At 69.1% G+C, this 23,038-nt stretch carries 24 protein-coding genes and 2 pseudogenes; 13 read left to right on the forward strand and 13 right to left on the reverse strand.

Translation table 11 applies throughout. The features are described from left to right. Positions 1-76: 76 nt before the first annotated feature. Positions 77-448, reverse strand: a complete 372-nt coding sequence (locus ACFYW8_RS11480) for a hypothetical protein (protein ID WP_389070973.1) — start codon at positions 446-448, stop codon at positions 77-79. 184 nt (positions 449-632) lie between these two features. Between ACFYW8_RS11480 and ACFYW8_RS11485 the strand changes: the two are divergent. Further along, positions 633-1,384: pseudogene (locus tag ACFYW8_RS11485) on the forward strand (transposase family protein). A 55-nt stretch (positions 1,385-1,439) separates the two neighbouring features. Here the strand turns inward: ACFYW8_RS11485 and ACFYW8_RS11490 are convergent. Next, positions 1,440-1,874 carry an NUDIX hydrolase gene (locus tag ACFYW8_RS11490; RefSeq protein ID WP_389070976.1) on the reverse strand — a complete coding sequence of 145 codons (435 nt, stop codon included), beginning with the start codon at positions 1,872-1,874 and terminating at the stop codon, positions 1,440-1,442. Positions 1,875-1,944: 70 nt separating this feature from the next. Between ACFYW8_RS11490 and ACFYW8_RS11495 the strand changes: the two are divergent. The 5 genes and pseudogenes from ACFYW8_RS11495 to pstB form a co-directional block, all read left to right on the forward strand. Beyond that, positions 1,945-2,190: pseudogene (locus tag ACFYW8_RS11495) on the forward strand (DNA mismatch repair protein MutT); the annotation flags it as partial. Between the two features lie 487 nt (positions 2,191-2,677). Beyond that, positions 2,678-3,793, forward strand: coding sequence for a phosphate ABC transporter substrate-binding protein PstS (pstS, locus tag ACFYW8_RS11500; protein ID WP_389070981.1), 1,116 nt, complete (start codon positions 2,678-2,680; stop codon positions 3,791-3,793). Between the two features lie 100 nt (positions 3,794-3,893). After that, positions 3,894-4,898, forward strand: a complete 1,005-nt coding sequence (gene pstC, locus ACFYW8_RS11505; protein WP_389070986.1) for a phosphate ABC transporter permease subunit PstC — start codon at positions 3,894-3,896, stop codon at positions 4,896-4,898. Further along, positions 4,895-5,953: a phosphate ABC transporter permease PstA gene (gene pstA / locus ACFYW8_RS11510; protein ID WP_389070990.1), complete on the forward strand. Its 1,059-nt coding sequence runs from the start codon at positions 4,895-4,897 to the stop codon at positions 5,951-5,953. The genes pstC and pstA overlap by 4 nt, the downstream gene beginning before the upstream one ends. A gap of 48 nt (positions 5,954-6,001) precedes the next feature. After that, on the forward strand, positions 6,002-6,778 hold the full coding sequence (gene pstB / locus ACFYW8_RS11515) for a phosphate ABC transporter ATP-binding protein PstB (RefSeq protein WP_261702108.1): 777 nt from the start codon (positions 6,002-6,004) through the stop codon (positions 6,776-6,778). 607 nt (positions 6,779-7,385) lie between these two features. Here pstB and ACFYW8_RS11520 read toward each other — a convergent pair. Continuing rightward, positions 7,386-8,384, reverse strand: a complete 999-nt coding sequence (locus ACFYW8_RS11520; protein WP_389070997.1) for an anion permease — start codon at positions 8,382-8,384, stop codon at positions 7,386-7,388. Between the two features lie 7 nt (positions 8,385-8,391). After that, on the reverse strand, positions 8,392-9,012 hold the full coding sequence (locus ACFYW8_RS11525; RefSeq protein WP_355841050.1) for a DUF47 family protein: 621 nt from the start codon (positions 9,010-9,012) through the stop codon (positions 8,392-8,394). Positions 9,013-9,250: 238 nt separating this feature from the next. Between ACFYW8_RS11525 and ACFYW8_RS11530 the strand changes: the two genes are divergently transcribed. Next, on the forward strand, positions 9,251-9,607 hold the full coding sequence (locus ACFYW8_RS11530) for a metal-sensitive transcriptional regulator (RefSeq protein ID WP_365879113.1): 357 nt from the start codon (positions 9,251-9,253) through the stop codon (positions 9,605-9,607). 148 nt (positions 9,608-9,755) lie between these two features. Here ACFYW8_RS11530 and ACFYW8_RS11535 read toward each other — a convergent pair whose 3' ends face one another. Both ACFYW8_RS11535 and ACFYW8_RS11540 read right to left on the reverse strand, forming a co-directional pair. Continuing rightward, a complete protein-coding gene (locus ACFYW8_RS11535; RefSeq protein WP_365879111.1) occupies positions 9,756-9,947 on the reverse strand; it encodes a hypothetical protein in 192 nt (63 codons plus the stop codon). 130 nt (positions 9,948-10,077) lie between these two features. Further along, entirely contained in the window at positions 10,078-10,911 is an 834-nt protein-coding gene (locus ACFYW8_RS11540; protein WP_389071009.1) for a hypothetical protein, read from the reverse strand. A 118-nt stretch (positions 10,912-11,029) separates the two neighbouring features. On the opposite strand from ACFYW8_RS11540, the gene ACFYW8_RS11545 reads away from it, so the two are divergent. Both ACFYW8_RS11545 and ACFYW8_RS11550 read left to right on the forward strand, forming a co-directional pair. Beyond that, the gene (locus ACFYW8_RS11545) at positions 11,030-11,200 is read left to right on the forward strand and encodes a hypothetical protein (RefSeq protein ID WP_365879274.1); all 171 of its coding nucleotides are present in this window, start codon (positions 11,030-11,032) and stop codon (positions 11,198-11,200) included. Positions 11,201-11,382: 182 nt separating this feature from the next. Continuing rightward, positions 11,383-12,963: an FAD-binding oxidoreductase gene (locus ACFYW8_RS11550; RefSeq protein WP_389071015.1), complete on the forward strand. Its 1,581-nt coding sequence runs from the start codon at positions 11,383-11,385 to the stop codon at positions 12,961-12,963. Positions 12,964-13,061: 98 nt separating this feature from the next. Here ACFYW8_RS11550 and ACFYW8_RS11555 read toward each other — a convergent pair whose 3' ends face one another. The 5 genes from ACFYW8_RS11555 to ACFYW8_RS11575 form a co-directional block, all read right to left on the reverse strand. Further along, positions 13,062-13,763, reverse strand: a complete 702-nt coding sequence (locus ACFYW8_RS11555) for a phosphatase PAP2 family protein (RefSeq protein WP_389071018.1) — start codon at positions 13,761-13,763, stop codon at positions 13,062-13,064. 194 nt (positions 13,764-13,957) lie between these two features. Next, the gene (locus ACFYW8_RS11560; protein ID WP_389071022.1) at positions 13,958-14,959 is read right to left on the reverse strand and encodes an NlpC/P60 family protein; all 1,002 of its coding nucleotides are present in this window, start codon (positions 14,957-14,959) and stop codon (positions 13,958-13,960) included. A gap of 72 nt (positions 14,960-15,031) precedes the next feature. Next, positions 15,032-16,831, reverse strand: a complete 1,800-nt coding sequence (locus ACFYW8_RS11565; RefSeq protein ID WP_389071027.1) for a serine/threonine protein kinase — start codon at positions 16,829-16,831, stop codon at positions 15,032-15,034. A 139-nt stretch (positions 16,832-16,970) separates the two neighbouring features. Beyond that, complete coding sequence (locus tag ACFYW8_RS11570) at positions 16,971-17,771, reverse strand: trypsin-like peptidase domain-containing protein (RefSeq protein WP_365879098.1); 801 nt, start codon at positions 17,769-17,771, stop codon at positions 16,971-16,973. Positions 17,772-17,883: 112 nt separating this feature from the next. Next, entirely contained in the window at positions 17,884-18,330 is a 447-nt protein-coding gene (locus ACFYW8_RS11575) for an ATP-binding protein (RefSeq protein ID WP_365879096.1), read from the reverse strand. A gap of 207 nt (positions 18,331-18,537) precedes the next feature. Between ACFYW8_RS11575 and ACFYW8_RS11580 the strand changes: the two genes are divergently transcribed. Genes ACFYW8_RS11580 through ACFYW8_RS11590 form a run of 3 tightly spaced genes read left to right on the forward strand, consistent with a single transcriptional unit; the run spans position 18,538 to position 19,842 of the window. Beyond that, complete coding sequence (locus tag ACFYW8_RS11580; protein WP_389071035.1) at positions 18,538-19,383, forward strand: helix-turn-helix domain-containing protein; 846 nt, start codon at positions 18,538-18,540, stop codon at positions 19,381-19,383. An 11-nt stretch (positions 19,384-19,394) separates the two neighbouring features. Then, the gene (locus ACFYW8_RS11585; protein WP_389071038.1) at positions 19,395-19,589 is read left to right on the forward strand and encodes a DUF397 domain-containing protein; all 195 of its coding nucleotides are present in this window, start codon (positions 19,395-19,397) and stop codon (positions 19,587-19,589) included. Next, a complete protein-coding gene (locus ACFYW8_RS11590; protein WP_365879090.1) occupies positions 19,582-19,842 on the forward strand; it encodes a DUF397 domain-containing protein in 261 nt (86 codons plus the stop codon). Before ACFYW8_RS11585 ends, ACFYW8_RS11590 begins: the two co-directional genes overlap by 8 nt. 17 nt (positions 19,843-19,859) lie before the next feature. Here ACFYW8_RS11590 and ACFYW8_RS11595 read toward each other — a convergent pair whose 3' ends face one another. After that, complete coding sequence (locus tag ACFYW8_RS11595) at positions 19,860-20,498, reverse strand: SRPBCC family protein (protein WP_389071045.1); 639 nt, start codon at positions 20,496-20,498, stop codon at positions 19,860-19,862. After that, positions 20,495-20,869 (reverse strand): ArsR/SmtB family transcription factor, encoded by a 375-nt coding sequence (locus ACFYW8_RS11600; RefSeq protein WP_389071051.1) that lies wholly within the window; start codon positions 20,867-20,869, stop codon positions 20,495-20,497. The genes ACFYW8_RS11595 and ACFYW8_RS11600 overlap by 4 nt, the downstream gene beginning before the upstream one ends. 367 nt (positions 20,870-21,236) lie before the next feature. Here ACFYW8_RS11600 and ACFYW8_RS11605 point away from each other — a divergent pair, with 367 nt between their 5' ends. After that, the gene (locus ACFYW8_RS11605) at positions 21,237-22,562 is read left to right on the forward strand and encodes a peptidase S8 (protein ID WP_389071055.1); all 1,326 of its coding nucleotides are present in this window, start codon (positions 21,237-21,239) and stop codon (positions 22,560-22,562) included. The last annotated feature ends 476 nt before the right edge of the window (positions 22,563-23,038 follow it).

Raw genomic sequence — 23,038 nt, forward strand, 5'->3', positions numbered from 1 at the left:
TGAGCCCTTTCAGCGTGACCACCGATCAGGTGACGGCTTTGGCGCCCCTGGCCTCAAGCACTCGCTGAGGAGGCAGTCAGTTGAAAGCGTCGGTCATACAGTCCACCCGGCAGTCGGCGGCCTCATAGCGCTGGCGGAGTGCGGCAGCTGCTTCTTCGCGCTCCACGAAGAGGTGTCCGTAGTGCTGGCACGCCACCCTGGTCACGTCCCCGACCGTGACGATGGCCGGTTCGCCCCCCGCGGCCCGGCGGCGCGCTTCGGCGATCGCCATGTCCGACGAACGCAGCAGGTTTCTGGAACGGTCCCGGATCACGGCCGCCTGGGCCCGTTTCACCGAGAGGGGGCGCAGGACACGTCCCCGCCAGACGAAGCCGGCGGCGACAAGTACGAGACCGAGCGCTATGAACAGGAGTCCGCCGGGATCGTGACGCATCTGTCCAGTCTTCACCACTCGGACGGTGATCGTCATGCCTGCGCCAGCGTGAAGCGGTCAATTTTCGGAGCGACTTGATGTCAGTGAGCCTTTCAGCGCGGCCACCGATCGGGGATGCCACCGGGATGCGCAACGCACGAGGCTCCCATGCCGTTGAGGGAGGTGTTCGAAGTCTCACCCCACCAGCACAGGAGCCGCGTTGGTTCCCTGTCCTGCCGCACTCGACCTGCCCCACGCACTGGTCGAATGGGGCACGATGCTCATCGTCACCCGCGAAGGTGACCGACGATGCAAACTCCCGCCGCACCAACGTGCGCTCGTCGGTCTGACGTACCTGCGTAAGCACGACACGCTCGCCCAGATCGCCGTCGGCTCCGGCATCTCGGTGGGCACCGCTCACGCCTACACCACCGCGGTCATGAGCCTGCTCGCCGACCGCGCGCCGGGCCTGCTCAAGGTGCTGCGCGAGACCGATCCCGACTACGTCCTGCTCGACGGCACTCTCGCGGAGTGTGACCGCCTCTGGGCGACGGCCGGGCCGACTACTCCGCCAAACACCGCCGACACGGCGTGAACGTGCAGGTGGTGACCGACCCGGAGGGGCGACTGCTGTGGATCTCGCCCGCACCGCCCGGCCGCGCGCACGACCTGACCGCAGCCCGCGCCCACCGGATCATCCGGACCTGCGAACGCCAAGGCGTCCCGGTCCTCGCCGACCGTGCCTACATGGGAGCCAGCCCGTGGCTGACGACACCCTTCAGACGCCCGCCCGGTCGCGACCTCACACCAACCCAGCGAACGGTCAACCGCGCGTTGTCCGCAGCACGGGCACCGGTCGAGCGCGGCATCGCACGACTGAAGTCATGGCGGATCTTCCGCAGGGCGCGATGCAGCCCGAATCGAATGACGTCAATCGCCGCCGCCATCCTCACCCTGGAGCAGCAACGCTGAAAGTGCTCACTGACAGCCGACGGCCCGTCCCAGCGCCGTTCCTGTTGCTCCCCCATCACAGCCCCCTCGTGTCTTCGTCCGTGACGATGGCGATGAGCGCGGCTGAGACCAGGTCCCGGTCCCTCTCGTGTGTGACTCGCTCACGGGCCTCGTCCGGCGTGAGCCAGACAAGATCGCTGACTTCGTCGTTGGGTGCGAAGGCTCCACCAGTCGCCTCAGCTACCCAGTAGCGGACTTCCTTGAGTCGGCTCTGATGGTCGACGTAGAAGGCGGTAGGGAGCGCCGACCCCAAACGGCACGTATGACCAGTCTCTTCCAGCACTTCACGATGAGCCGCCTCTTCGTGCGTCTCTCCCCGCTTCAGCTTTCCCTTGGGCCAGGACCAGTCAGCCCACCTAGGCCTGTAGACCAACGCCAGTTCCAGCTGACGAGCAGACGAACGGCGCCACAGCACGCAGCCCGCCGCCTGGACCACAGATGCACGTCCCATGGTTTCCATGTTGCCGTGTTGCTCCCGAATACGCTCTGACCTGCAACGTTGTTGACCGTGATCGAAGTTCGTGGAGGAGGAGACGGGCTACGACGCCGTCCCCGGCGCCGTCCTCCCCACGCTCCGCTATCTCGTCGCCGGCCGCCCCAAGGAGGTCCGCTACTGGGCCGCCGAGGCCGCCGCCGGCCGCTTCGCCCCGAACGACGAGGTCGACCGCGTCCTGTGGCTCTCGCCCACCGCCGCCCGCCATCGCCTCACCCAGCCCCGCGACCGCGATCTGGTGGACGCGCTGCTGGACGCGCTGCGTCTCGCCTGACGTGTTCCCCTGTACAGGAGGGCCCTGTACAGGAGGGCGCCGCCCGGCATCCGGAGCGGCACGTCGCCGCGTGCGGAGCGGCGGGTTCCAGCCGCGGACGGACACTCACCGTGACGAGCGCGCCCTTCGCTGGTGCTCAGGAGGAAACTGAGGCGAATGAGGCATGACGGGAACATGGGTACCGCAGAACGCGAACGCACCCGTTCGATTACCTGGAGTTTCCCTTTTGGACCCCTCTGCCGGGACACAGCCGTGTCCTCGACGTGAGCGTTCCGTGACCTCACCGCACCGCCTTCAGGGGTTCACCCTCCGTTCACTTACGACCTTCGGCGCCTTCACCTGATCTGCTTAATTTCGGCCTTACACGGTGCGAAGGACGCCCCAGGGCGAACCCTCCTCATCGCTACTGACCGCAGTACGCAGACATCGCACGCCGCCACTCAGACGGCGGCTCCTGGAAGGAACTCCCGAAGTGAAGCTTCAGCGCATGAACCGGCGTGCCCTCACCCTCGGTGCTCTCGCCGTCTCCGGCGCCCTGGCCCTCACGGCGTGCGGCTCTGACGACACCGGCGCGTCCAGCGGCAGCAGCAGCTCGGCCTCGGCCGGCAACACCGGCTCCATCAAGTGCGACAACGCCAAGGGCCAGCTGCAGGCCTCCGGTTCCTCCGCTCAGAAGAACGCGATCGACGCCTGGGTGAAGGCCTACACGGCCGCCTGCAAGGACGTTCAGATCAACTACAACCCGACCGGCTCGGGCGCCGGTGTCACGGCGTTCACCCAGGGTCAGACCGCGTTCGCCGGTTCGGACTCCGCCCTGAAGCCCGAGGACGCCGCGGCCGCCAAGAAGGCCTGTGGCGGCAACGCCGCGATCGACCTGCCCATGGTCGGTGGCCCCATCGCGGTCGGCTACAACGTCCCCGGTGTCGACAACCTGGTTCTGGACGCCTCGACGATCGCCAAGATCTTCGACGGCAAGATCAAGACGTGGGACGACGCGGCCATCAAGAAGCTGAACCCCTCCGCGACGCTCCCCAGCACCAAGATCCAGGCGTTCCACCGCTCGGACGAGTCCGGCACCACGGACAACTTCACCAAGTACCTCATCGCCACCGCCCCGGCGGACTGGAAGTACTCCGGCGGCAAGGCGTGGCAGGCGCAGGGCGGCCAGTCCGCCCAGGGTTCCGCCGGCCTCGCCCAGCAGGTGAAGCAGACCCCCGGCGCGATCTCGTACTTCGAGCTCTCCTACGCCGCTGACGGCATCAAGGCCGTCGACCTCAAGACGGACGCCGCCGCCCCGGTCAAGGCCACCGTCGAGAACGCCACCAAGGCGATCTCCACCGCCAAGGTCGTCGGCACCGGCAACGACCTGGCCCTGAAGCTCAACTACAAGCCGACCGCCGAGGGCGCGTACCCGCTCACGCTGGTCACCTACGAGATCCTCTGCGAGAAGGGCAACAAGGCCGACACCCTGGCCGCCACCAAGTCCTTCCTGACCTACATCGCGAGCGAGGACGGCCAGAACCAGCTGACGGCCGCCCAGTACGCCCCGATCCCCGCCGAGATCATCACCAAGGTTCGTTCCACCATCTCGAACCTGGGCTGACCCAAGAGTGCGGCCCGCCTCGCCGAGGCGGGCCGCACCGTCCGGTGCACCGCCGCCTGGAGCCGCCACTCGATCCGGCTCCGCAGACCGGAGACTCACGATGGACATAACGACAAACACTGACGCACCTCCCCCCACCCCACGATCTTCGGGTGCCACGCGGAAGCGCGCCGCCCGCGGCGCCACCCGCCCCGGCGACCGCGTGTTCCTCGCGCTGTCCCGCGGTTCCGGCATCCTCCTCCTGGTGATCATGGCCGCCATCGCGGTCTTCCTCACCTACCGCGCCTCCCTCGCGCTCAGCAAGAACGAGGGCAACTTCCTCACGACGTTCGAGTGGAACACCAACACCATTCCGCCGGTCTTCGGCATCGCGGTGCTGGCCTTCGGCACGGTGGTCTCCGCGATCATCGCCATGGCCCTCGCGGTCCCGGTCGCGGTCGGAATCGCGCTGTTCATCACGCACTACGCGCCGCGCAAGCTCGGCGGACCCATCGCGTACGTGATCGACCTGCTCGCCGCCGTCCCGTCCATCGTGTACGGCCTCTGGGGCGCCATCGTCCTCGTGCCGCACCTGAACGGCCTGTTCGGCTGGCTCGACCACTACTTCGGCTGGACCGGCATCTTCGCCTGGCAGGGCGGAGCGCCCCGCTCGATGCTCACCGTCGGCCTCCTGCTCGCGATCATGATCCTTCCGATCGTCACCAACGTGAGCCGTGAGGTCTTCCGCCAGGCGCCGCAGATGCACCAGGAAGCCGCGCTGGCCCTCGGCGCCACGCGCTGGGAGGTCATCCGCATGTCGGTGCTGCCCTTCGGCCGCTCCGGCGTGATCTCCGCCTCGATGCTCGGCCTCGGCCGCGCGCTCGGCGAGACGATGGCCGTCGCCACCGTGCTCTCCCCGAACTTCGACATCCAGGCCAGCCTGCTCGACCCGGGCGGCGGCACGTTCGCGCAGAACATCGCGAGCAAGTTCAACGAGGCCACCGTGTTCGGCCAGGACGCCCTGATCGCCTCGGGTCTCGTCCTGTTCGTCATCACGCTGCTGGTCAACGGCGCGGCGCGCTACATCATCAACCGCCGCAAGGAGTACTCGGGGGCCAACGCATGAGCAACGCACCCGTCACCCGAAAGCACGTCAGCACGCTGCGCGGCAACACCCTCCCCAAGTGGTCCTCCTGGGCCATCGCCGCGGGTGCCGTCGCCGTGGCCGTGGGCATCGGCCTGGGCGCCGGCCTGGACAGCAAGGTCCAGTGGGGCCTGATCGCCGCGATCCTCTTCGTCCTCGGTACGTACGTCATCGCCGCCCGCGTCGAGGGCCGCCGCCAGGCCAAGGACCGCATCGCCACCACCGTGGTGTGGGCCTGCTTCGTCATCGCCGTCATCCCGCTGGCCTCCCTGATCTGGGAGACCGTCAAGCGTGGCGCCAAGGCCTTCGACATGTACTTCCTGACCCACTCCATGGGTGTCGTCGCCGACAACGAGCCCGGTGGCGGTATCTACCACGCGCTCCTCGGCACCCTGGAGCAGGTGGGCATCGCGACCCTGATCGCCGTGCCGATCGGTGTCCTCACCGCGATCTACCTCGTCGAGTACGGACGCGGCAAGCTCGCGAGCGCGGTCACCTTCTTCGTCGACGTCATGACGGGCATCCCGTCGATCGTCGCCGGTCTGTTCGTTCTCAGCTTCTGGATCCTGATCCTGGGCATGGGCTACTCCGGCTTCGCCGGCGCGATGGCCCTGGCGATCCTGATGATGCCCGTGGTGGTCCGCTCCACCGAGGAGATGCTCAAGCTCGTCCCGAACGAGCTGCGCGAGGCCTCCCTCGCCCTCGGCATCCCGAAGTGGCGCACCATCATCAAGGTGGTTCTGCCGACGTCCATCGGCGGTATCACCACGGGTGTGATGCTCGCGGTCGCCCGTATCGCCGGCGAGACCGCTCCTGTGCTGCTGTTGGTGTGGGGTACGAACTTCATCAACAACAACCCGTTCGACGGCCCGCAGGCCTCGCTCCCGCTGTACATCTACCGTCAGTACAGCGCCGGAACCGATGTGGCCACCGACCGGGCCTGGGCAGCGGCACTGGTGCTCATCCTGTTCGTCATGATTCTCAACATGGGGGCGCGCGCCATCGCACGCTGGAAGGCCCCCAAGACGGGCCGCTGACGCGGCCGATCAGCGACCCGATCCTTTGCGAAAGAAGCAGTGACTGACATGGCCAAGCGAATCGACGTAAGCGGTCTCACCGCCTACTACAGCGCCCACAAGGCGATCGAAGACATCTCGATGACGGTCGAGCCCCGCTCCGTGACGGCCTTCATCGGCCCCTCCGGCTGCGGCAAGTCGACCTTCCTGCGCACCCTGAACCGCATGCACGAGGTCACCCCCGGTGGCCGCGTCGAGGGCAAGGTGCTCCTCGACGACGAGGACCTCTACGGGAACGGGATCGACCCCGTCGCCGTGCGCCGCACCATCGGCATGGTCTTCCAGCGCCCCAACCCGTTCCCCACGATGTCGATCTTCGACAACGTGGCGGCGGGCCTGAAGCTGAACGGCTCCTACAAGAAGTCCGAGCTCAGCGACGTCGTCGAGCGGTCCCTCAAGGGCGCGAACCTCTGGAACGAGGTCAAGGACCGGCTGAACAAGCCCGGCTCCGGCCTGTCCGGCGGTCAGCAGCAGCGTCTCTGCATCGCGCGGGCGATCGCGGTGGAGCCGCAGGTCCTCCTCATGGACGAGCCCTGCTCGGCCCTGGACCCGATCTCCACCCTCGCCATCGAGGACCTGATCGGCGAGCTGAAGGAGCGCTTCACGATCGTCATCGTGACGCACAACATGCAGCAGGCCGCCCGCGTCTCCGACCGCACCGCGTTCTTCAACCTCTCCGCGGTCGGCCAGCCCGGCCGCCTCATCGAGATAGACGACACGGAGCGGATCTTCTCCAACCCGTCCGTCCAGGCCACGGAGGACTACATCTCCGGTCGCTTCGGCTGACCGGACCGCCTCCGGAAAACCCCTCGCGGTGCTGCATGGCGGTGCCACCGCGAGGACGAGAAGGGCCCGCCCCTGGCTCCCGGGGGCGGGCCCGTTCGTTTCCCCCACCCCCGGCTTCCAGGGGCGGACCCGTTCCGTTCCCCTCGCCCCCGGAGGCCGGGGGCGAACCCGTTCCGTTCCCTGCCCCTGGCCTCCGGGGCGGTGCCGTTCGGTGTTCCCTGTCCCCGGAAGGCGGGGCAGACACCCCCGAAGCCATCCGCCCAGGGGCTGCCCCCACTCGCAGCCGTACGCCCCCGCGATCTCACGCGCCCGGCACCATCCAGCCCGTCCGGCGCTTGAGGACGAGGCCGTTCAGGCCGAGGGGGGTCTGGGGGCGCAGCCCCCGGGGTCGGGAAGGGAAGGGGCGGAGGGGGCGAAACCCTCGGGGCCGAACCCGCCGAAAACCCGCCTGCCCGCGCTGGCCGGATACAGCCGGCGCCCACCGCCCCACAGGCCGGGTGCAGCCAGGCCCGCCACCCCGCGGAGCGGAAACAGGGAAACACCAAGGGCCGGCCCTCTCGGAGGACCGGCCCCGACAAAACCAGGCGCCGCGGAAGCGAACCCGCTCCTACAGGAACACCAGGTTCACGACCCAGAAGCTGCACGCCGCCACGATCGCCGCCGCCGGCATGGTGATGAACCAGCCGAGGACGATGTTCTTGGCGACGCCCCACCGCACCGCGTTCACCCGCTTCGTCGCCCCGACACCCATGATCGCCGAGGTGATGACGTGGGTCGTGGAGATCGGCGCCTTGAAGAGGTAGGCCGTGGTGAACATGATCGACGCACCGGTCGTCTCGGCGGCGAAGCCCTGCGGCGGATCGAGTTCGATGATCTTCCGCCCGAGCGTCCGCATGATGCGCCAGCCACCCGCGTACGTCCCCAGCGACAGCATCGCCGCGCAGACGATCTTCACCCAGACCGGGATCGGGTCGTTCGGCCCCTGGACGTCGGCGATGACGAGCGCCATCACCACGATGCCCATCGTCTTCTGGGCGTCCTGAAGACCGTGTCCGAGCGCCATGCCGGCCGCCGACACCGTCTGCGCGATCCGGAATCCGCGCTTGGTCTTGTGCGGGTTGGACCGCCGGAACATCCACATGATCACGGTCATCACGAGATAACCGACGAGCAGACCGACGATCGGCGAGACGAACATCGGGATGATGACCTTGTCGAGCAGGCCGCTCCAGTAGACCGTCGTGCCACCGGCCAGCGCCGCGCCGACCATGCCGCCGAACAGTGCGTGCGAGGACGAGGACGGCAGACCGAAGTACCAGGTGATCAGGTTCCAGGTGATCGCGCCGATGAGCGCCGCGAAGAGGATGCCCATCCCCTTCGAGCCCTCGGGCGTCTGGATCAGCCCCTCACTGACGGTCTTGGCGACCCCGCTGCCGAGGAACGCGCCGGCGAGGTTCATCACCGCCGCCATGGCGAGCGCGGCCCGCGGCGTCAGGGCGCGCGTGGACACGGAGGTGGCGATGGCGTTCGCCGAGTCGTGGAAGCCGTTGGTGTACGTGAAACCGAGCGCGACCCCAATGGTCACGATCAAAGCAAAGGTGTCCATGAACGGGTCAGGACTCCTTGACGGCGATGGTCTCCACCGTGTTCGCCACGTGCTCGAACGCGTCGGCCGCTTCCTCCAGCACATCGACGATCTGCTTGAGCTTCAGCACCTCGATGGCGTCGTACTTGCCGCTGAAGAGGTGGGCCAGCAGCTTGCGGTGGATCTGGTCCGCCTGGTTCTCCAGACGGTTGACCTCGATCCAGTACTCCGTGAGGTTGTCCATGGTCCGCAGGTTGGGCATCGCCTCGGCGGTCAGCTCCGCGGCCCGGGCCAGCACCTCGATCTGCTGCTCGACGCCCTTGGGCAGTTCCTCGACGTTGTAGAGGACGACCAGGTCGACGGCCTCCTCCATGAAGTCCATGATGTCGTCGAGGGAGGAGGCGAGGTTGTAGATGTCCTCGCGGTCGAAGGGCGTGATGAAGGAGGAGTTCAGCTGGTGGAAGATCGCGTGTGTCGCGTCGTCACCAGCGTGTTCCGCGGCCCTCATACGCTCTGCGATCTCGGCCCGAGCGGAAGCGTCCGCCCCGAGCAGTTCCATCAGGAGTTTCGAGCCCGTGACGATGTTGTCCGCGGATGCGGAGAACATGTCGTAGAAGCTCGTCTCCCTGGGGGTCAGACGAAAGCGCACGTTGGGGTCCTCGGGATGCTTCGGTTTCGGTCAGGCTGATGCTAGGCGCATCATCCGGCCACGGCTAATGGGCCGTCCCCCAGTGTCGCCCATCGGGCACAGTGATCAGCACGGGGTCCGGTACCGCCGCCGGGCAAGGGCTCCATACCCAGCAAAGTTCGATACCATATACCCACCAGGGGTATATGTAAGTGGCGTTTCAGACAGGATCGCCGATCGGATCCAGCAGGAGGACGCGATGACGACCACAGAGGCCGGCGCGACGGCGCCCTCCGGCGACGCGCAGGAGATCGTGACCGACCACGACCGCGGCATCCACGGCTACCACGAGCAGAAGGACGAGCACCTCAAGCGGCTGCGCCGCATCGAGGGGCAGATCCGCGGCCTCCAGCGGATGGTCGACGAGGACGTCTACTGCATCGACATACTCACCCAGGTGTCCGCCTCCACGAAGGCCCTCCAGTCCTTCGCCCTCCAGCTCCTGGAGGAGCACCTGCGCCACTGCGTCGCGGACGCGGCCCTCAAGGGCGGCGACGAGATCGACGCGAAGGTCGAGGAAGCGACGAAGGCGATCGGCCGCCTGCTCCGCACCTGACGGTCGCGGGATCACGAGACACAGGACCTCCCGGAGGCACCGGCCCTCCGGAGCCCCCCGACGGGACCGGTCCTCCACACCCCCCGGCGGGACCGGTCCTCCGCACCTGGGAGTCGCGAGGGGCGGGAGACAGCGGCTCCCGAAAGGACTAGTCCTCCGCGCTCCGCTGGTCATGGGCACGCTCTTCGGCCACATTCAGCACCGCGTCGATGCTCTCCAGGCTGAGCCGGTCCTCGTGGGCCGTCGAGGCCGCGATGATCAGCTCGCCGCACAGCTCGATCTCGGCGAGGGCCACGTGGTCCTGAACTGCCGTACCGCCGACCGGAGCCACGCGCGTCACCTCTTCCTGCCGTCACCGACTTCCTAGAGTAGGGAGCGGCCTACACAACGCGCATGGCACGGAAGGGCCATTTCCGGCCCTCCTGTGAAGCTACCGCTCCGGATGCTCTTGCCCATCCCTCCGGAATCCACTACTCCGCGATCTTCCCGGCGAAGATGTCCGAGGAATCCGGCAGTCGAACGGCGGCGGGGCTGCCGAAGTCGTACAGCAGAATCGTCGAGGCGACGGCGACGGTGCCCTTCCGCTGACCGTTGACGAAGCTGAACCGGTGCCGGACCTTGCGCAGTCGCCCCTGGTCGTCGAGGTAGGCGTCGAAGGGCACCTCGGCGGTGGCGAACCCTCTCGCTGCCGCCCTCAGCGCCGGCCGCTGCCCCTCCGAGGCGTCCCTCGCGGCGACGTCGAGGTCGGCGGTCCCGCGATAGTGCCGTACCGGGATCCCGGCGACCTCGGTCTTCCCCACATACGTCACCGCCCGCGCGCCGCGCAGCAGCTCGGCCGCGGCGTACGGGTCGGTGGCACCGCCCGTGACCAGGTTCCCGTCCGTGAGACCGGCCGTCGCGACGCGGACCCATTTGTCGGCGGGCACTCCGGCGCCCCGGTTCTTCATGAACAGAGCGCCCGGGGCGAGGAGTTCGGTGATCGGCCGGTGCTCGGCCGCGCCCGCGGGGTCCTGCGGCAGCACCACCTTCAGCCGCCCCGTCTGCTTCCTGAAGTCGTACACGCCCTGCCCGCGGATGGTGACCCGGGTCCCACCGGTGGCCATCTCCATCGACGTACTGGCCTTCGAACTGCCGGCGCGCTCCAGCGCGGCCACGGCCTGACGCAGTGTCTCGACGGTGCCGGGCCGGGCACGGACGCCCGCCGCGGTCGCCCCGCCGCCCGAACATCCGGTGCCACAGACCACGAGCCCCGCCGCGACGAACGCGGCCACGACCGCCGCCCGTCCCTGCTGCTGCGCCACCATCGTCCACCGACCCCCAGCCGGTCCGTCCCGGGCCTTCCCGTCCTTCCGGTTAACGACGGGTACGGACGCCCGTCACGCGAGAGGAATCCGTTCACTTGGCTTGGGTAACGTTGTGGGTGTGGAGCATCTGGACGAGACGGCCCCTCTCCCCGACCACCGCACCACCACGGTCGAGCAAGGCCCCTTCTGCCTGGCCCGCTGCACCTGCGGCTGGCGAGGCCCGGCCCGCCGCGCCAGAAGCCAGGCCCGCACGGACGGGGCGGCCCACACCATGACGGTGACCGTCTAGCCCGGCGGAGCAGCGCCACGGCCGCCTCCCCCGCCCTCCCCACCCCATACCCCACCCCGCCGCGCCCGCCCAGGAGCGGGCGTGCTGGGATGCGGTGTGCTGTAGCGGTTCTGCGACATGCGCACGCGGAACCCCCGGGCCCGTGGGCCCGTCTCGTTCCACGGAACCCACGGGAGGCGCACATGCAACGGCGTTCGTTCATCGGCGGAGCCACCGCCGTCCTCGCGGCGGCGGCGACGTCCGCCTGCAACGGCAGTGACAGCGGCGACGGCAAAGCCGCCGCGACGGCCAGCAGCACGGACGCCGCGAGCACCGCGACCACCGGCATCCGCACGGCGACCGCGAGCAGTCGCGCGGCCGCCAACTGGCTGGCACTGTCCCATCAGCTCGACGGCGCCCTGCTCCGCCCCGGCGACCACAGCTGGCCTGCCGCCCACCAGCTGTACAACACGCGCTTCGACAACCTGAAGCCCGCGGCCGTCGCCTATGTCGCGCACGCCGACGACATCCGCACGACGATGGACTACGCCCGTGCCCACGGCGTGAAGGTGTCGATCCGCAACGGCGGCCACTCCTACGCGGGTTGGTCCTCCGGCGACGGCCGTCTGATCATCGACGTCTCCAAGCTCAACAAGATCCGCGCCTCGGCCAACGAGGCGGTCGTCGGCGCCGGTTCCAAACTGATCGACGTCTACCGCGCCCTGGCCGCGAAGGGCGTCACCATCCCCGCGGGTTCCTGCCCCACCGTGGGTGTCTCCGGGCTGACCCTGGGCGGCGGCCACGGGGTCGTGTCACGGGCGTACGGACTGACCTGCGACAGCCTCACCCAGGCGACGCTGATCACCGCCGACGGCAAGCAGCTCACCGCGAACGCCACCGAGAACAAGGACCTGTTCTGGGCCCTGCGCGGTGCCGGCAACGGCAACTTCGGCGTCGTCACCGAGCTCCGCTTCAGGACCCACCCGGCACCGCAGGGTGTCTCGGCGTACATGACCTGGCCGTGGGCCAAGGCCGCCGCCGTGGTGAAGGCCTGGCAGGAGTGGGGTCCGAGCCAGCCCGACGAGATCTGGTCGTCCTGCCACCTGGCCAACGCGGCCGGCGGCACGCCCACCGTCTCCATAGCCGCCTTCTCGCTCGGCACCTACGGCGAACTCCAGAACGCCGTGGACCGGCTGGCCGAGCGGATCGGCTCCCCCGCGCGCAGCGTCTCCCTCAAGAGGCGCTCGTACGAGGAGTCGATGGAGGTGTACGCGGGCTGCTCGTCGTTCTCCGCCGACGCCCAGTGCCACCTGCCGGGTTCGACGCCGGGCCGCAGCCCGCAGGGCGCCCTCGGCCGCGAGACGTACGGAGCACGCTCGGACTTCTTCGACCGCTCGATCTCGGCGGCAGGCGTCCAGACACTCCTGAACCAGATCTCAGCGGTCCGGGGCGGCACGGGCAGCATCGCGCTCACCGCGCTCGGCGGCGCCGTCAACCGCGTCGCGCCCACGTCCACCGCGTTCGTACATCGCCGCTCGCGCATGCTCGCGCAGTACATCGTCTCCTGGCGGGCGGGCACCTCCGGCGCCACCGCCCAGTCCTGGCTGACCGGCGCCCACAACGCGATGGCCCGGTACGCCTCGGGTGCGGCCTACCAGAACTACACCGACGCGACGCTGACCGACTGGCGCAAGGCGTACTACGGCGACGCGGCCACCCGTCTCACGGCGCTGAAGCACCAGTACGACCCGAACCGCTTCTTCTCGTTCCCGCAGGCGCTGTAACCCGAGTCGCCCCGGCCGCCGTCGGCATCGCCGTCGCCGTCGGCGTCGGCGTCCGAGGTGCCCGGTCGCGTCGGCACCGGCACCAGGCGGTTCGGGCCCTACGCGGCGAGGTCCCGTTCCTCCGTGTGCTCGGCGCACGCCCCCGGGATCAGGGTCTCCTGCCCGGCGGGTGCGGCGGACCGCGCGCGGACCAGCCGTCCCGCGCGCGGTGCCGTCTCCACGGCTTTCATGACCGGGGTCAACAGGGCCATGGCGAGCGGCGACAGCAGCAGGACGACGGCCGTGCCGAGGGCGAACCCGCCGATGACGTCCGTCGGGTAGTGCACGCCCATGTAGACCCGGCAGAAGCCTTCGAACAGCGCGAGCCCTATCCCCACGAGCCCGAACCTCCGGTTGGCGACGAAGAGTCCGACGCCCATCGCCATGGTGATCGTCGCGTGGTCGCTGACGAAGGAGAAGCCGGTCTTGCCGCTCACGAGGACGTCGACACCCGAGTGGTCGACGAAGGGGCGCGGACGCTGCACGAAGTCCCTTATCGGAACGTTCACGAGAAGAGCGACACCGGCCGCGAGCGGCGCCCAGACGAGTCCGGCCACGGACGACGCCGCGTCGGCCCCGCCGCGCCGCCGCACGGTCGACCAGCACCACAGGACCAGCAGGACCATCGCGAGGAGCAGACCCCACTCGCCGACGAACTCCATGATCCGGTCGAACCAGTGCGGCGCGTGCTTGGCCAGGCCATTGATGTCGTACAGCAGGTCGACGTCGGGGTTCGAACCGGATTCGGCGAGTCCAGCCATGGCACTGCGGCCCCTTCGTCGTCTTTCCCGCGGCCGCGCCCATTCGCGCGCCGCTCGATCCACCCCCGTGGTTGTAGATCAGTTCTCTACGTCAAAAGGAACGCACGGTCCCCTCCATTACGTTCCACCCTCCACGGAACGATCACGCACACGTTATCGAAGAGAGATACATCGCCGCAGATCAGAGGGCGGATTCATACCGAAGTGGGCAATGCTTTCGCGCCGTCCGCGGTCACCCGGGTGGCCCCGAAGTAGTCGGGCGTGTCGACGGGGTCGAAACGGATGACGGCTCCAGACCGGGGGGCGTCGATCATGTATCCGCCGCCCACATAGATACCCACGTGCCGGATGGCCCGGGAGTTGGTGAGGTCGTCCGAGAAGAACACCAGGTCCCCGGGCAGGAGTTCCTCCCGCCCGGGGTGCGGCCCCGCGTTGTACTGGTCGTTGGCGACCCGCGGCAGACTCACCCCGACACTGTCGTACGAGGCCTTGGTCAGACCCGAGCAGTCGAATCGTCCGCCCTGGTCAGCGGTGCCGTTGCCGCCCCACAGATAGGGCGTTCCGAGCTTGTTCTGCGCGTATGTGATCGCCGCCGCGGCCTGCCTCGAGGGGTCCACGCGGGTCACCGGCGCGGCAAAGCTCTTGGCCAGAGTGCGGATCACCTTGACGTAGTTCTGGGTCTCGCGAATAGGCGGAACCCCACCCGCCTTTATGACACGGTACGCGCCCGCGTTGTAGGCGGCGAGCATGTTGTCCGACGTGTCGCCCGGCACGTCCTTGACGTATTTCGCGAGCTCGCAGTCGTACGACGCGGCCGATGGAATAGCGTCATTCGGATCCCAGATGTCGCGCTTGCCGTCACCGTTGCCGTCGATGCCGTGCGTCGCCCAGGTGCCGGGGATGAACTGGGCGATGCCACGCGCGTCGGCCCGGCTGACGATGTTCGGGTCCCAACCGCTCTCCTGGTACAGCTGAGCGGCAAGGAGTGCGGGGTCGATGGCGGAACACAGGTTGCCCCACCGCTGCACGAGCGTTCGGTAGGCGGCGGGGACAGCGCCCTTGGCGAGCCCGACGCCACCCGCGCCTACACCGTTGGCCAGGTTCCCGGCGACGATGTACACGCCGACGACGAGCAGCATGACGAAGCTCAGGCCGAGCCCGACAGCCGCCCCAACGGCCACCCATACTTTCCGCACGGCCCAACTCTCCCCCATCCGAGCTCTGTTCAAAGCCATTTGGGCAGAGAGTGGCAGCGTTTCCTCCAGGGCCTACCTCACGGCGAAGCCGTCACAGGCGATGCTCGCGTACTCCTTCGGGCTCTTGACGTGGAGGAAGAGAACCGTCCAGTCACCCGGGTCGTTCCCGACGGGGATGGCGTCCCCGTACTTCTTGCCGTTCACGTAGTCCTGGAAATCGTCGGGGTACTTGAAGTCCAGCCAGTTGTTGTCCGGGTCCGTTCGGTAGTGCTGGTACAGGTCCACGGGCCTGCTCGTGTACCCCAGGCTGAGGTTGCTCCGGAGTCCTCCCGTAAAGGGCTTGCCCGTGTCCGAGTCGATCTCGTGCGGCGGCTTCACGACGACCGACAGGTAGTAGTGCTCTCCGGGCTGGGGATCCGCGTACTTCAGACGGATGCCGACGCGGCCCTTGCCTGACGTGTACGGGGCGTCGGAGCCCGCTTCGGAGACGGAGAACTGGAACTGATCGTTGCGCTCCTCGGGGGGCAGCCCGCAGGTGCCCAGCCCGTACTGGGAGTTCGCGTCCGCCGTCCAGTAGTCCCGCGACGGGCTCGTCTCCTCGACATACGTCGGCTCGGCCGTCGACGTGTCGTCGGCCGGCGTCGTCGGTGCCGCCGAGGTCGCCGCCGGGCCGGCGGACCGGCTCGCCGCGCGCTTGGCGGGCTCGCTCGCCTTGGCCGACGCGCTCGCCCTGTTCTTGCCGGACCCGCTCGCCTCGTTCCCGTCGGGATCTCCCTTGCCGGAGAGCAGGGTGGCCACCAGCGCCGTACCGACTCCCACCACGAGCCCGATCCCCACGACGGTCGCCCATACCGCCTTGCCGCGCCGGGCAGCCGAAACCGGCTGGGTGACCTGGGTCGGCGTATAGCCGTGAGCCCCGTTCGGCGTTCCGGCCGCGTACGGTGCGCCGGACGTCGGCAGGGCGTGCAGCCCCGGCTGCTGGTCCTGCTGAGCCATCGCAACCGGCGATGCCTGGGGCGCCGCCTCCGCCGACACGGTGAGCCCTCGATAGAACGGGTCCTCGACGAGCGCCGAGCGCACCCCGCACCGCGCGATCACCTCGTCCAGCCGCGGACGTCTCTCCGGCTCCTTCGCCACGCACTCCTCGACGAGGGCCGACAGCTCAGGTTCCACGCCCGCCAGATCGATGGCCTCATGAACGGCCCGATAACTGACCGCGGCCGAGTCGCCGACACCGAAGGGAGCTCGTCCGGTCGCCGCGTACGCGATCGTCGCCCCCAGCGCGAACACGTCTGCTGCCGGGCCCACCTCATTGCGCATCAGCACTTCGGGTGCGGTGAAGCCGGGCGTTCCGGACGCGAAGCCCGCGTCGGTGAGCGCGGTCTGGTCCACTCCGCGGGCGATACCGAAGTCGATGAGCTGCGGCCCCTGGGTGCCGAGGATGACGTTCAGCGGCTTGAGGTCCCGGTGGGTGACGCCGTGCGCGTGAACGGCGGCAAGCCCCTCCGCGAGCGCGGCGAACAGGCCACGACACGTCTCGACGGGGAACAGCCCCCGCTCCGTGACCGCTTTGCTGAGCGTGGGCCCCGCGACGTACTCGGTCGCCAGCCAGTAGGGAGTCGAGTCGAGCGAGGCGTCTATCAGATTCGCGGTGTACGCGCTCCGTACCGCCCGGGCGGTCTCCACCTCGCGCCGGAACCGTGCCAACGCGTCCGGATGGTCGGTGATCTCGTCCCGGATCACCTTGATGGCGACGAGCCGCCCACCCGGCGACCGCCCGAGATAGACCTGCCCCATACCTCCGGCACCGAGCCGTGCGAGCAGTGTGTGTGCGCCTATCTGCGCGGGGTCCTGAGGCTTGAGTCCGTCCACCGGACAGACCTTGCCATAAAGATCAGCCGGCCAGGGGCCCAGGAGCGTCACGATTTAGATGACCTTCACCACCTCAAAACCCTGTGACCTGCCCGTTCCGGTCCTTCGGAGGCCACGAGGCGCTCCGTCCGACCACCAGTCAGGCGGGAGGAGAGACAGCCCTCGGGGGAGCGGCCGCCGCGACCCCGTAGAGCTCCGCCGCCTCGCTCCCGAACACCACGCTGTACGAGACGTCGTCGGTGTCCCCGCCCTGCTCGTGGCCGCCGATGACACCGACGACCGCTCCGTCCCCGTTCACCCAGGGACTGCCGCTGGTTCCGCCGGCGAAGGCGGGGCATTCGACGCGCTGCTGTGTACGGCTCTGCGCGGTGGGCTTGTCGGTGCAGGTGATGGGGGTGTCGACGCTGCCGGGGTATCCGGTGACCGTGACGGCGGTGGCCCCGGTGGCGCGGTGCGCGGCGAAGGCGTTCCCGCCGACGACGTCCTCGACCTCCTTGCCGTCACGGGTGCCGAGGACGGCGAAGGCGACGTCACTGTCCTCGTCCTGGTCGTTCAGCCACCCCTCGGGGAGGAAGACGCCCTGGACGTCCCAGAACCCGTACGGCGCCGCGCCGTCCCGGAAGCCGGGCGCGAAGGACAGTTGCGCCTCGCCGTCCAGGCAGTGGGCGGCGGTGAGGACGAGGTCCCGCCCCTCGCTGTGCACGACGGAGGCGGTGCAGAAGTGGCCGCCCTTGCCTCCGCTCGCGGCGCTCCCGTGGAACAGGGCGCCCACGCGCGCGTTCCGGCCGTTCTCGGCGGCCTGGACGGTCACGCCGAACGGCCCGGGACCGTCGTCGGCCGCCGCGACGGACGAGGACGTCACCGCCAGCAGCACGAGGGCCGCACCGAGCAGTGCGGGCCGCCGGGTGTCTGGGAGACGGGTGATGCGGATGCGCTTCATCGCCCCTCACCTTGCCGCAAGCGGGTGAGAAAAACCTCGGACCCGTCCGAGTATCACCTGAGAAGACCCACCTCGCTCGGCCACTGGAGCCCGAGGGGCACCACACCCCGGTTCAGCCCCGCGCCCGCCCGGCGTCGCGGCACTCCGCCCACAGCAGCTTCCCGCCCCGCGACGCCCCCAGCTCACGCAGGACGGACACCCCCCACGCGTCGGCGCAGGCCCGTACGAGGTGCAGCCCCCGGCCGTGCTCGGCGTCCCGCTGGGGCAGATCCACGGGGGTGCCCTCCCGGAATCCGGACGGAACGGTCGGGTCCGTGTCCCACACGGCGACCCGCAGCCGGCCGGGTTCCGCCCACAGGACGCGCAGGGCACTGGGGCCCGGTGCGTGCAGATGGGCGTTGGTGAGGAGTTCGGAGGCCAACAACTCGGCCGTGGGCGTGAGTTCGGCGAGCTGGTGCGCGGCGAGAACCGCCCGGAGGGTGACGCGGGCGATACCCGGGGCGCGTGAATCGTGCGGGAGTTGGAGGGTGTACGACCAGGGCGGGGATACGGTGGCCACGGAAGTCTCCGATCACGGAGGGGAGTTGGGTGGTGTCGTTTCGCTACGGTGCCCAGTGACCGCGGCCGCTCCGTCGAGCGGGGTGCTTCTGGGCGGGGCCCCAGCAATAAGGTAGCCGCGCCCAGTAAAGGCATTCACCGGATCGCGAGAATCGGCTTTACTACCACCCATGTGAGTGACGAGCACCAGCAAGGAGGCAGCGAACCCGTGAGGACGAATCCGACGGGTCGCCAGCTCCGTTTCGGCACGGAGCTGCGCAAACTCCGCGAACGCGCGGGCCTGACGTCGACCGAGGCCGGTCAACTCATGGGCATCAAGCAGACTCAGGTCAGCAACATGGAAGCCGGGCGGGTCGGTGTGAGCGCCGAACGCGTCCACACACTCGCCTCCCACTACGACTGCATGGACAGAGCCTTGGTCCAAGCGCTCAGCGACATGACCGCTCAACGCGTGCGCGGCTGGTGGGAGGAGTACCGGGAGATCCTGCCGGGCAGCCTGATCGACCTGGCCGAGATGGAGCATCACGCCATCCGTCTGACCGCAGGGATCACCGCCCACGTCCCCGGTCTGCTCCAGATCCACGATCACGCCCGCGAGGTCTTCCGCCAGGTCGTACCGGAACTCTCACCGCCCGACATCGAGCACCGGCTGTCGTTCCGGATCAAGCGTCAGGCCGTCCTCTTCAACGACTCCCCCACGCCGTACCGGGCCGTCATCCATGAAGCCGCCCTGCGCATGCAGTTCGGCGGCCCAGCAGTCACGAAGAAGCAACTCCGGCACATCCTCGACATGAGCGAGCACAAGCACATCGCCGTCCAGGTCATCCCGTTCGCCGCAGGCGCCTACCCCGGGTCCGGACAGTCGATCCTGTACGCCCGTGGAGCGGTCCCCCAGCTCGACACGGTGCACCTCGATCAGTCCCACGGCTCCGCACTGCTCGACGCCGAGGCCCAGCTCGACAAGTACCGCGTACTCCTGGAGCGCATGACGGACCTCGCACTCGGCCCCCATGCCTCGCGGGAGTTCATCCACGACATCGCCCAGGACCTGTGAAAGGACCCGACATGCGCATCGCCATCTGGCAGAAGTCCTCCTACTGCGGCGAGGGAGAAGCCTGCATACACCTGGCCGGAGAGCGCGCCTCCGGCGCGATCCACCTCACCGAGTCCGGCGACCCCCGCGGAGCGATACTCACCGCCGCCCCCGCGGCCTTCCACTCCCTCCTCCGCACCCTCAAGAAGGAACAGGACCGTGACTGACATCCCCTCGGATCTCGACTGGGTGCGGGCCGCGCCGGACGACGCGACGGGGCCGGGTCCCTGGATCGAACTCGCCTTCGGCGCAGACGACCTGGTCTACATCCGGGAGACCGGCGACCCGGAGAACGTCGTCACCACGACCCGCAGGAAGTGGGACGCGTTCGTCCTGGGCGTCCAGGCGGGCGAGTTCGACCACTTCGTCGAGGGGCTGGAGGACGAGCGGCCCCCGGCTCCCGCCGAGGGCCGACCATGAGGTGAGGGCGGGCGGCCTCACGCCGATTCGGCCCCGGTGTACGCCGCGGTGGTCCGGTCCGCCGAAGCCCGTGCGGCCTCCTCCGGCGCGCCCGCGGCGACGTTCGCCGCGTACCAGCCCTCGCTGCTCAGCGCGATGAAGCGGAGGCCGTCGTCGGAGGCCAGCCAGGCCATGCTCTCCTTCGGGTCCAGGGTGCCGCCCGGGGACCCGAGGTGGCCGGCCAGGCCCAACAGGCCGAGGTCCCAGCCGACGCCGACCGCGCCGGGCCCGAACTGCCCCCAGCGTTCGTCGCCGACGTGGGCGATGTGTTCGAGCTCGAACCGGGTGCGGTCCCCCTCCGGGGTCACGCGCACCTCGATCCAGCTGATCTCGCCGCCGTACTCCCAGGTCGCGGCGAAGCTCTCCGGCGGCTCGCACCGCTCGATCGTGCCGCCCGCGTTGCCCTCCAACCGGTAGGTCCCGCCGAGGCGGAGGTCACCGGAGACGGGCAGGAACCAGCGGGGGATGCGCTCGGCGCTGGTGCAGGCGTCCCAGACGTCCTCGACCGTCGCGTCGTAGGTCTGGCTCAGCGTCACCACGTTGGCTTCGCCCGCCTTGAACTCGCGCGCGCCGACGGTGCGGCGCACGGCGTTGATCTGATAGGTCACGTCGATCACGGTTGCTCCTCCGGAGGTCTTCCCTCGGCGTCGCCGGACTCCCTCAGGCGACGCTCCCGCTTTCCCCGCGCCAGCTCGGTCCCCAGGGCGTCCAGATGCGGCGTCCAGAAACGACGGAACCGGTCCAGCCACACGTCGACGTCCCGCAGCGGTTCCGAGTTCACCGCGTACAGCCGCCGGGCCCCCTCCGGCCGCACCGTTGCGAAACCGTTCTCCCGCAGCACCTTCAGATGCTGGGAGACCGCGGGCTGCGATATCCCGAACTCTTCCCTGATGACCTCGCAGACCGCGCCGGAGCTCAGCTCGCCGTCGGCGAGCAGCTCCAGAATCCTGCGGCGCACGGGGTCACCGAGTACGTCGAATACGTGCACGCGCCGAGCGTATCAATAGCCACTTATATAAGCGACCGCTGATAGCGTGGGCATCGCCGCCATCGGCGCCATCACGGCCACCGCCGACACGGATGACCGGCCGATGACCGCGGCACCACCACCAGTGCAATTCCCCTGAATCGGCTGTGAGTTGGGTCAAGCGGCCGTCAGCCTCCCGCCATCCGGGAGCCATGGGGAGGTCACGCGCCTGCCGCGTTCAGTAAGGCGGAAGTAAGGCTTCCATAAGTCTCTTGTTGTCGCGTACTCAACAAGAGATGGTCGTCTGCGGGCCCCTCGGCCCACCGCCGGGGACACGCCGGCGGCGCACCCGCACTGCCCCTGTCAATCACCTCCAGGAGGCTGTACGTTGCGCACCACACTCCCCCAGAGACCTTCCGCCGGCCCCGAGCGCAGCCGTTGGCGCCGAACCGGCGCGGCCGTCCTCGGCGTCGCCGCCCTCGCCCTCGCGGGCCTCGGCGCCGCCGGGACCGCGGACGCCCGTACCGGCGCCCCCAAGGTCACCCCCCACGTCAGCTGGACCAGGGCGTGCGCGAGGTCCACCAAGGCCGACGTCGCCGCCTGCAACGCCGTGCGGGTCACCGGCGGCGTCACCGAGTACATGGCGGAGAACGGCTACGCCGAGGGCGTCACCCCCGATACCGCCGACGCCTCCACGCCGTCCGGCTTCGGGCCGACCGACCTCCAGGCCGCGTACGGTCTGACCTCCGCGGCCGCCGCCAACGGCACCGGTGCGACCATCGCCATCGTCGACGCCTACAACGACCCCAACGCCGAGGCCGACCTCGCGACCTACCGCTCGTACTACGGCCTCCCGGCGTGCACCACCGCCAACGGCTGCTTCAAGAAGGTCAGCCAGACCGGCTCGACCACCTCGCTGCCGTCGAACGACACCGGCTGGGCCGAGGAGATCTCCCTCGACCTCGACATGGCGAGCGCCATCTGCCCGAAGTGCAACATCCTCCTCGTCGAGGCCAAGTCCGCCACCATGGCCAACCTCGGCACCGCGGTGAACGAGGCGGTCGCCCTGGGCGCGAAGTACGTCTCGAACAGCTACGGCGGTTCCGAGTCGTCCTCCGACACCTCGTACGACACCGCGTACTTCAACCACCCCGGTGTCGCCATCACCGTCAGCGCGGGCGACTCGGGCTACGGCGCCGAGTACCCCGCCGCCTCGCGGTACGTCACCTCCGTCGGCGGCACCGCGCTGGCCAAGGCGGCCTCCACCACACGCGGCTGGGCCGAGTCGGTCTGGAAGACCAGCAGCACCGAGGGCACCGGCTCCGGCTGCTCCGCCTACGACGCCAAGCCGACCTGGCAGACCGACACGGGCTGCTCCAGGCGCACCATCTCCGACGTCTCGGCGGTCGCCGACCCTGCCACCGGCGTCGCGGTGTACGACTCGTACGGCATCACGGCGGGCTGGTACACGTTCGGCGGCACCAGCGTCTCGTCACCCGTCATCGCGGGCGTCTACGCCCTCGCCGGCACCCCCTCCACCGGCTCCTACCCGGCGAAGTTCCCGTACACCGCGGCCGGCACCCCGGCGCTCAACGACGTGACCTCGGGCAACAACGGCACCTGCACCGTCAGCTACCTCTGCACCGCCACCACGGGCTACGACGGCCCGACCGGCTGGGGCACCCCGGAGGGTGTCACCGCCTTCACCGGCTGACCTCCGGAGTGCGGGCGGCCGTCGGGAGACGTGGGGTTCCCCGGCGGCACCCCGGCGAACGGGCCGCGGCAACCAGCCGCGGCCCGTTCGCCGTGCCGGACACCCTTTGGACCGTCGGCCCGCCGTACGGCGTCCACCCCGCGCAGACGCGCCGACCCGGGGAACACCGGCGCGACGGACCGTCAGAAGTGGTGCGCCGGGGCCGCGTCCGTTCGAATTCGCCCCGCGCGCGAGCCGGGGAGCGAGCCGTAGAAGTGCACAACGACGGAACCACACGCCAGGTTTCGCTTCCGCTTCATTGCCCGGCGTGACCGACCGTGATACACAGAGTGACGATACGACTCTTCTTATACCGCCGTACGCCTCCCACGAGGGTCCCGCGTACGCCGGCGACAAGGAATTCGTACGAATCCCGCCAACCAATGCCGTCAAGTCGACATACGACGGGGTCATTGTCGGCGAGAATGGGCCCGACC

This window comes from Streptomyces sp. NPDC002742, from assembly GCF_042888885.1.
In the GTDB taxonomy this organism is placed as follows: domain Bacteria; phylum Actinomycetota; class Actinomycetes; order Streptomycetales; family Streptomycetaceae; genus Streptomyces.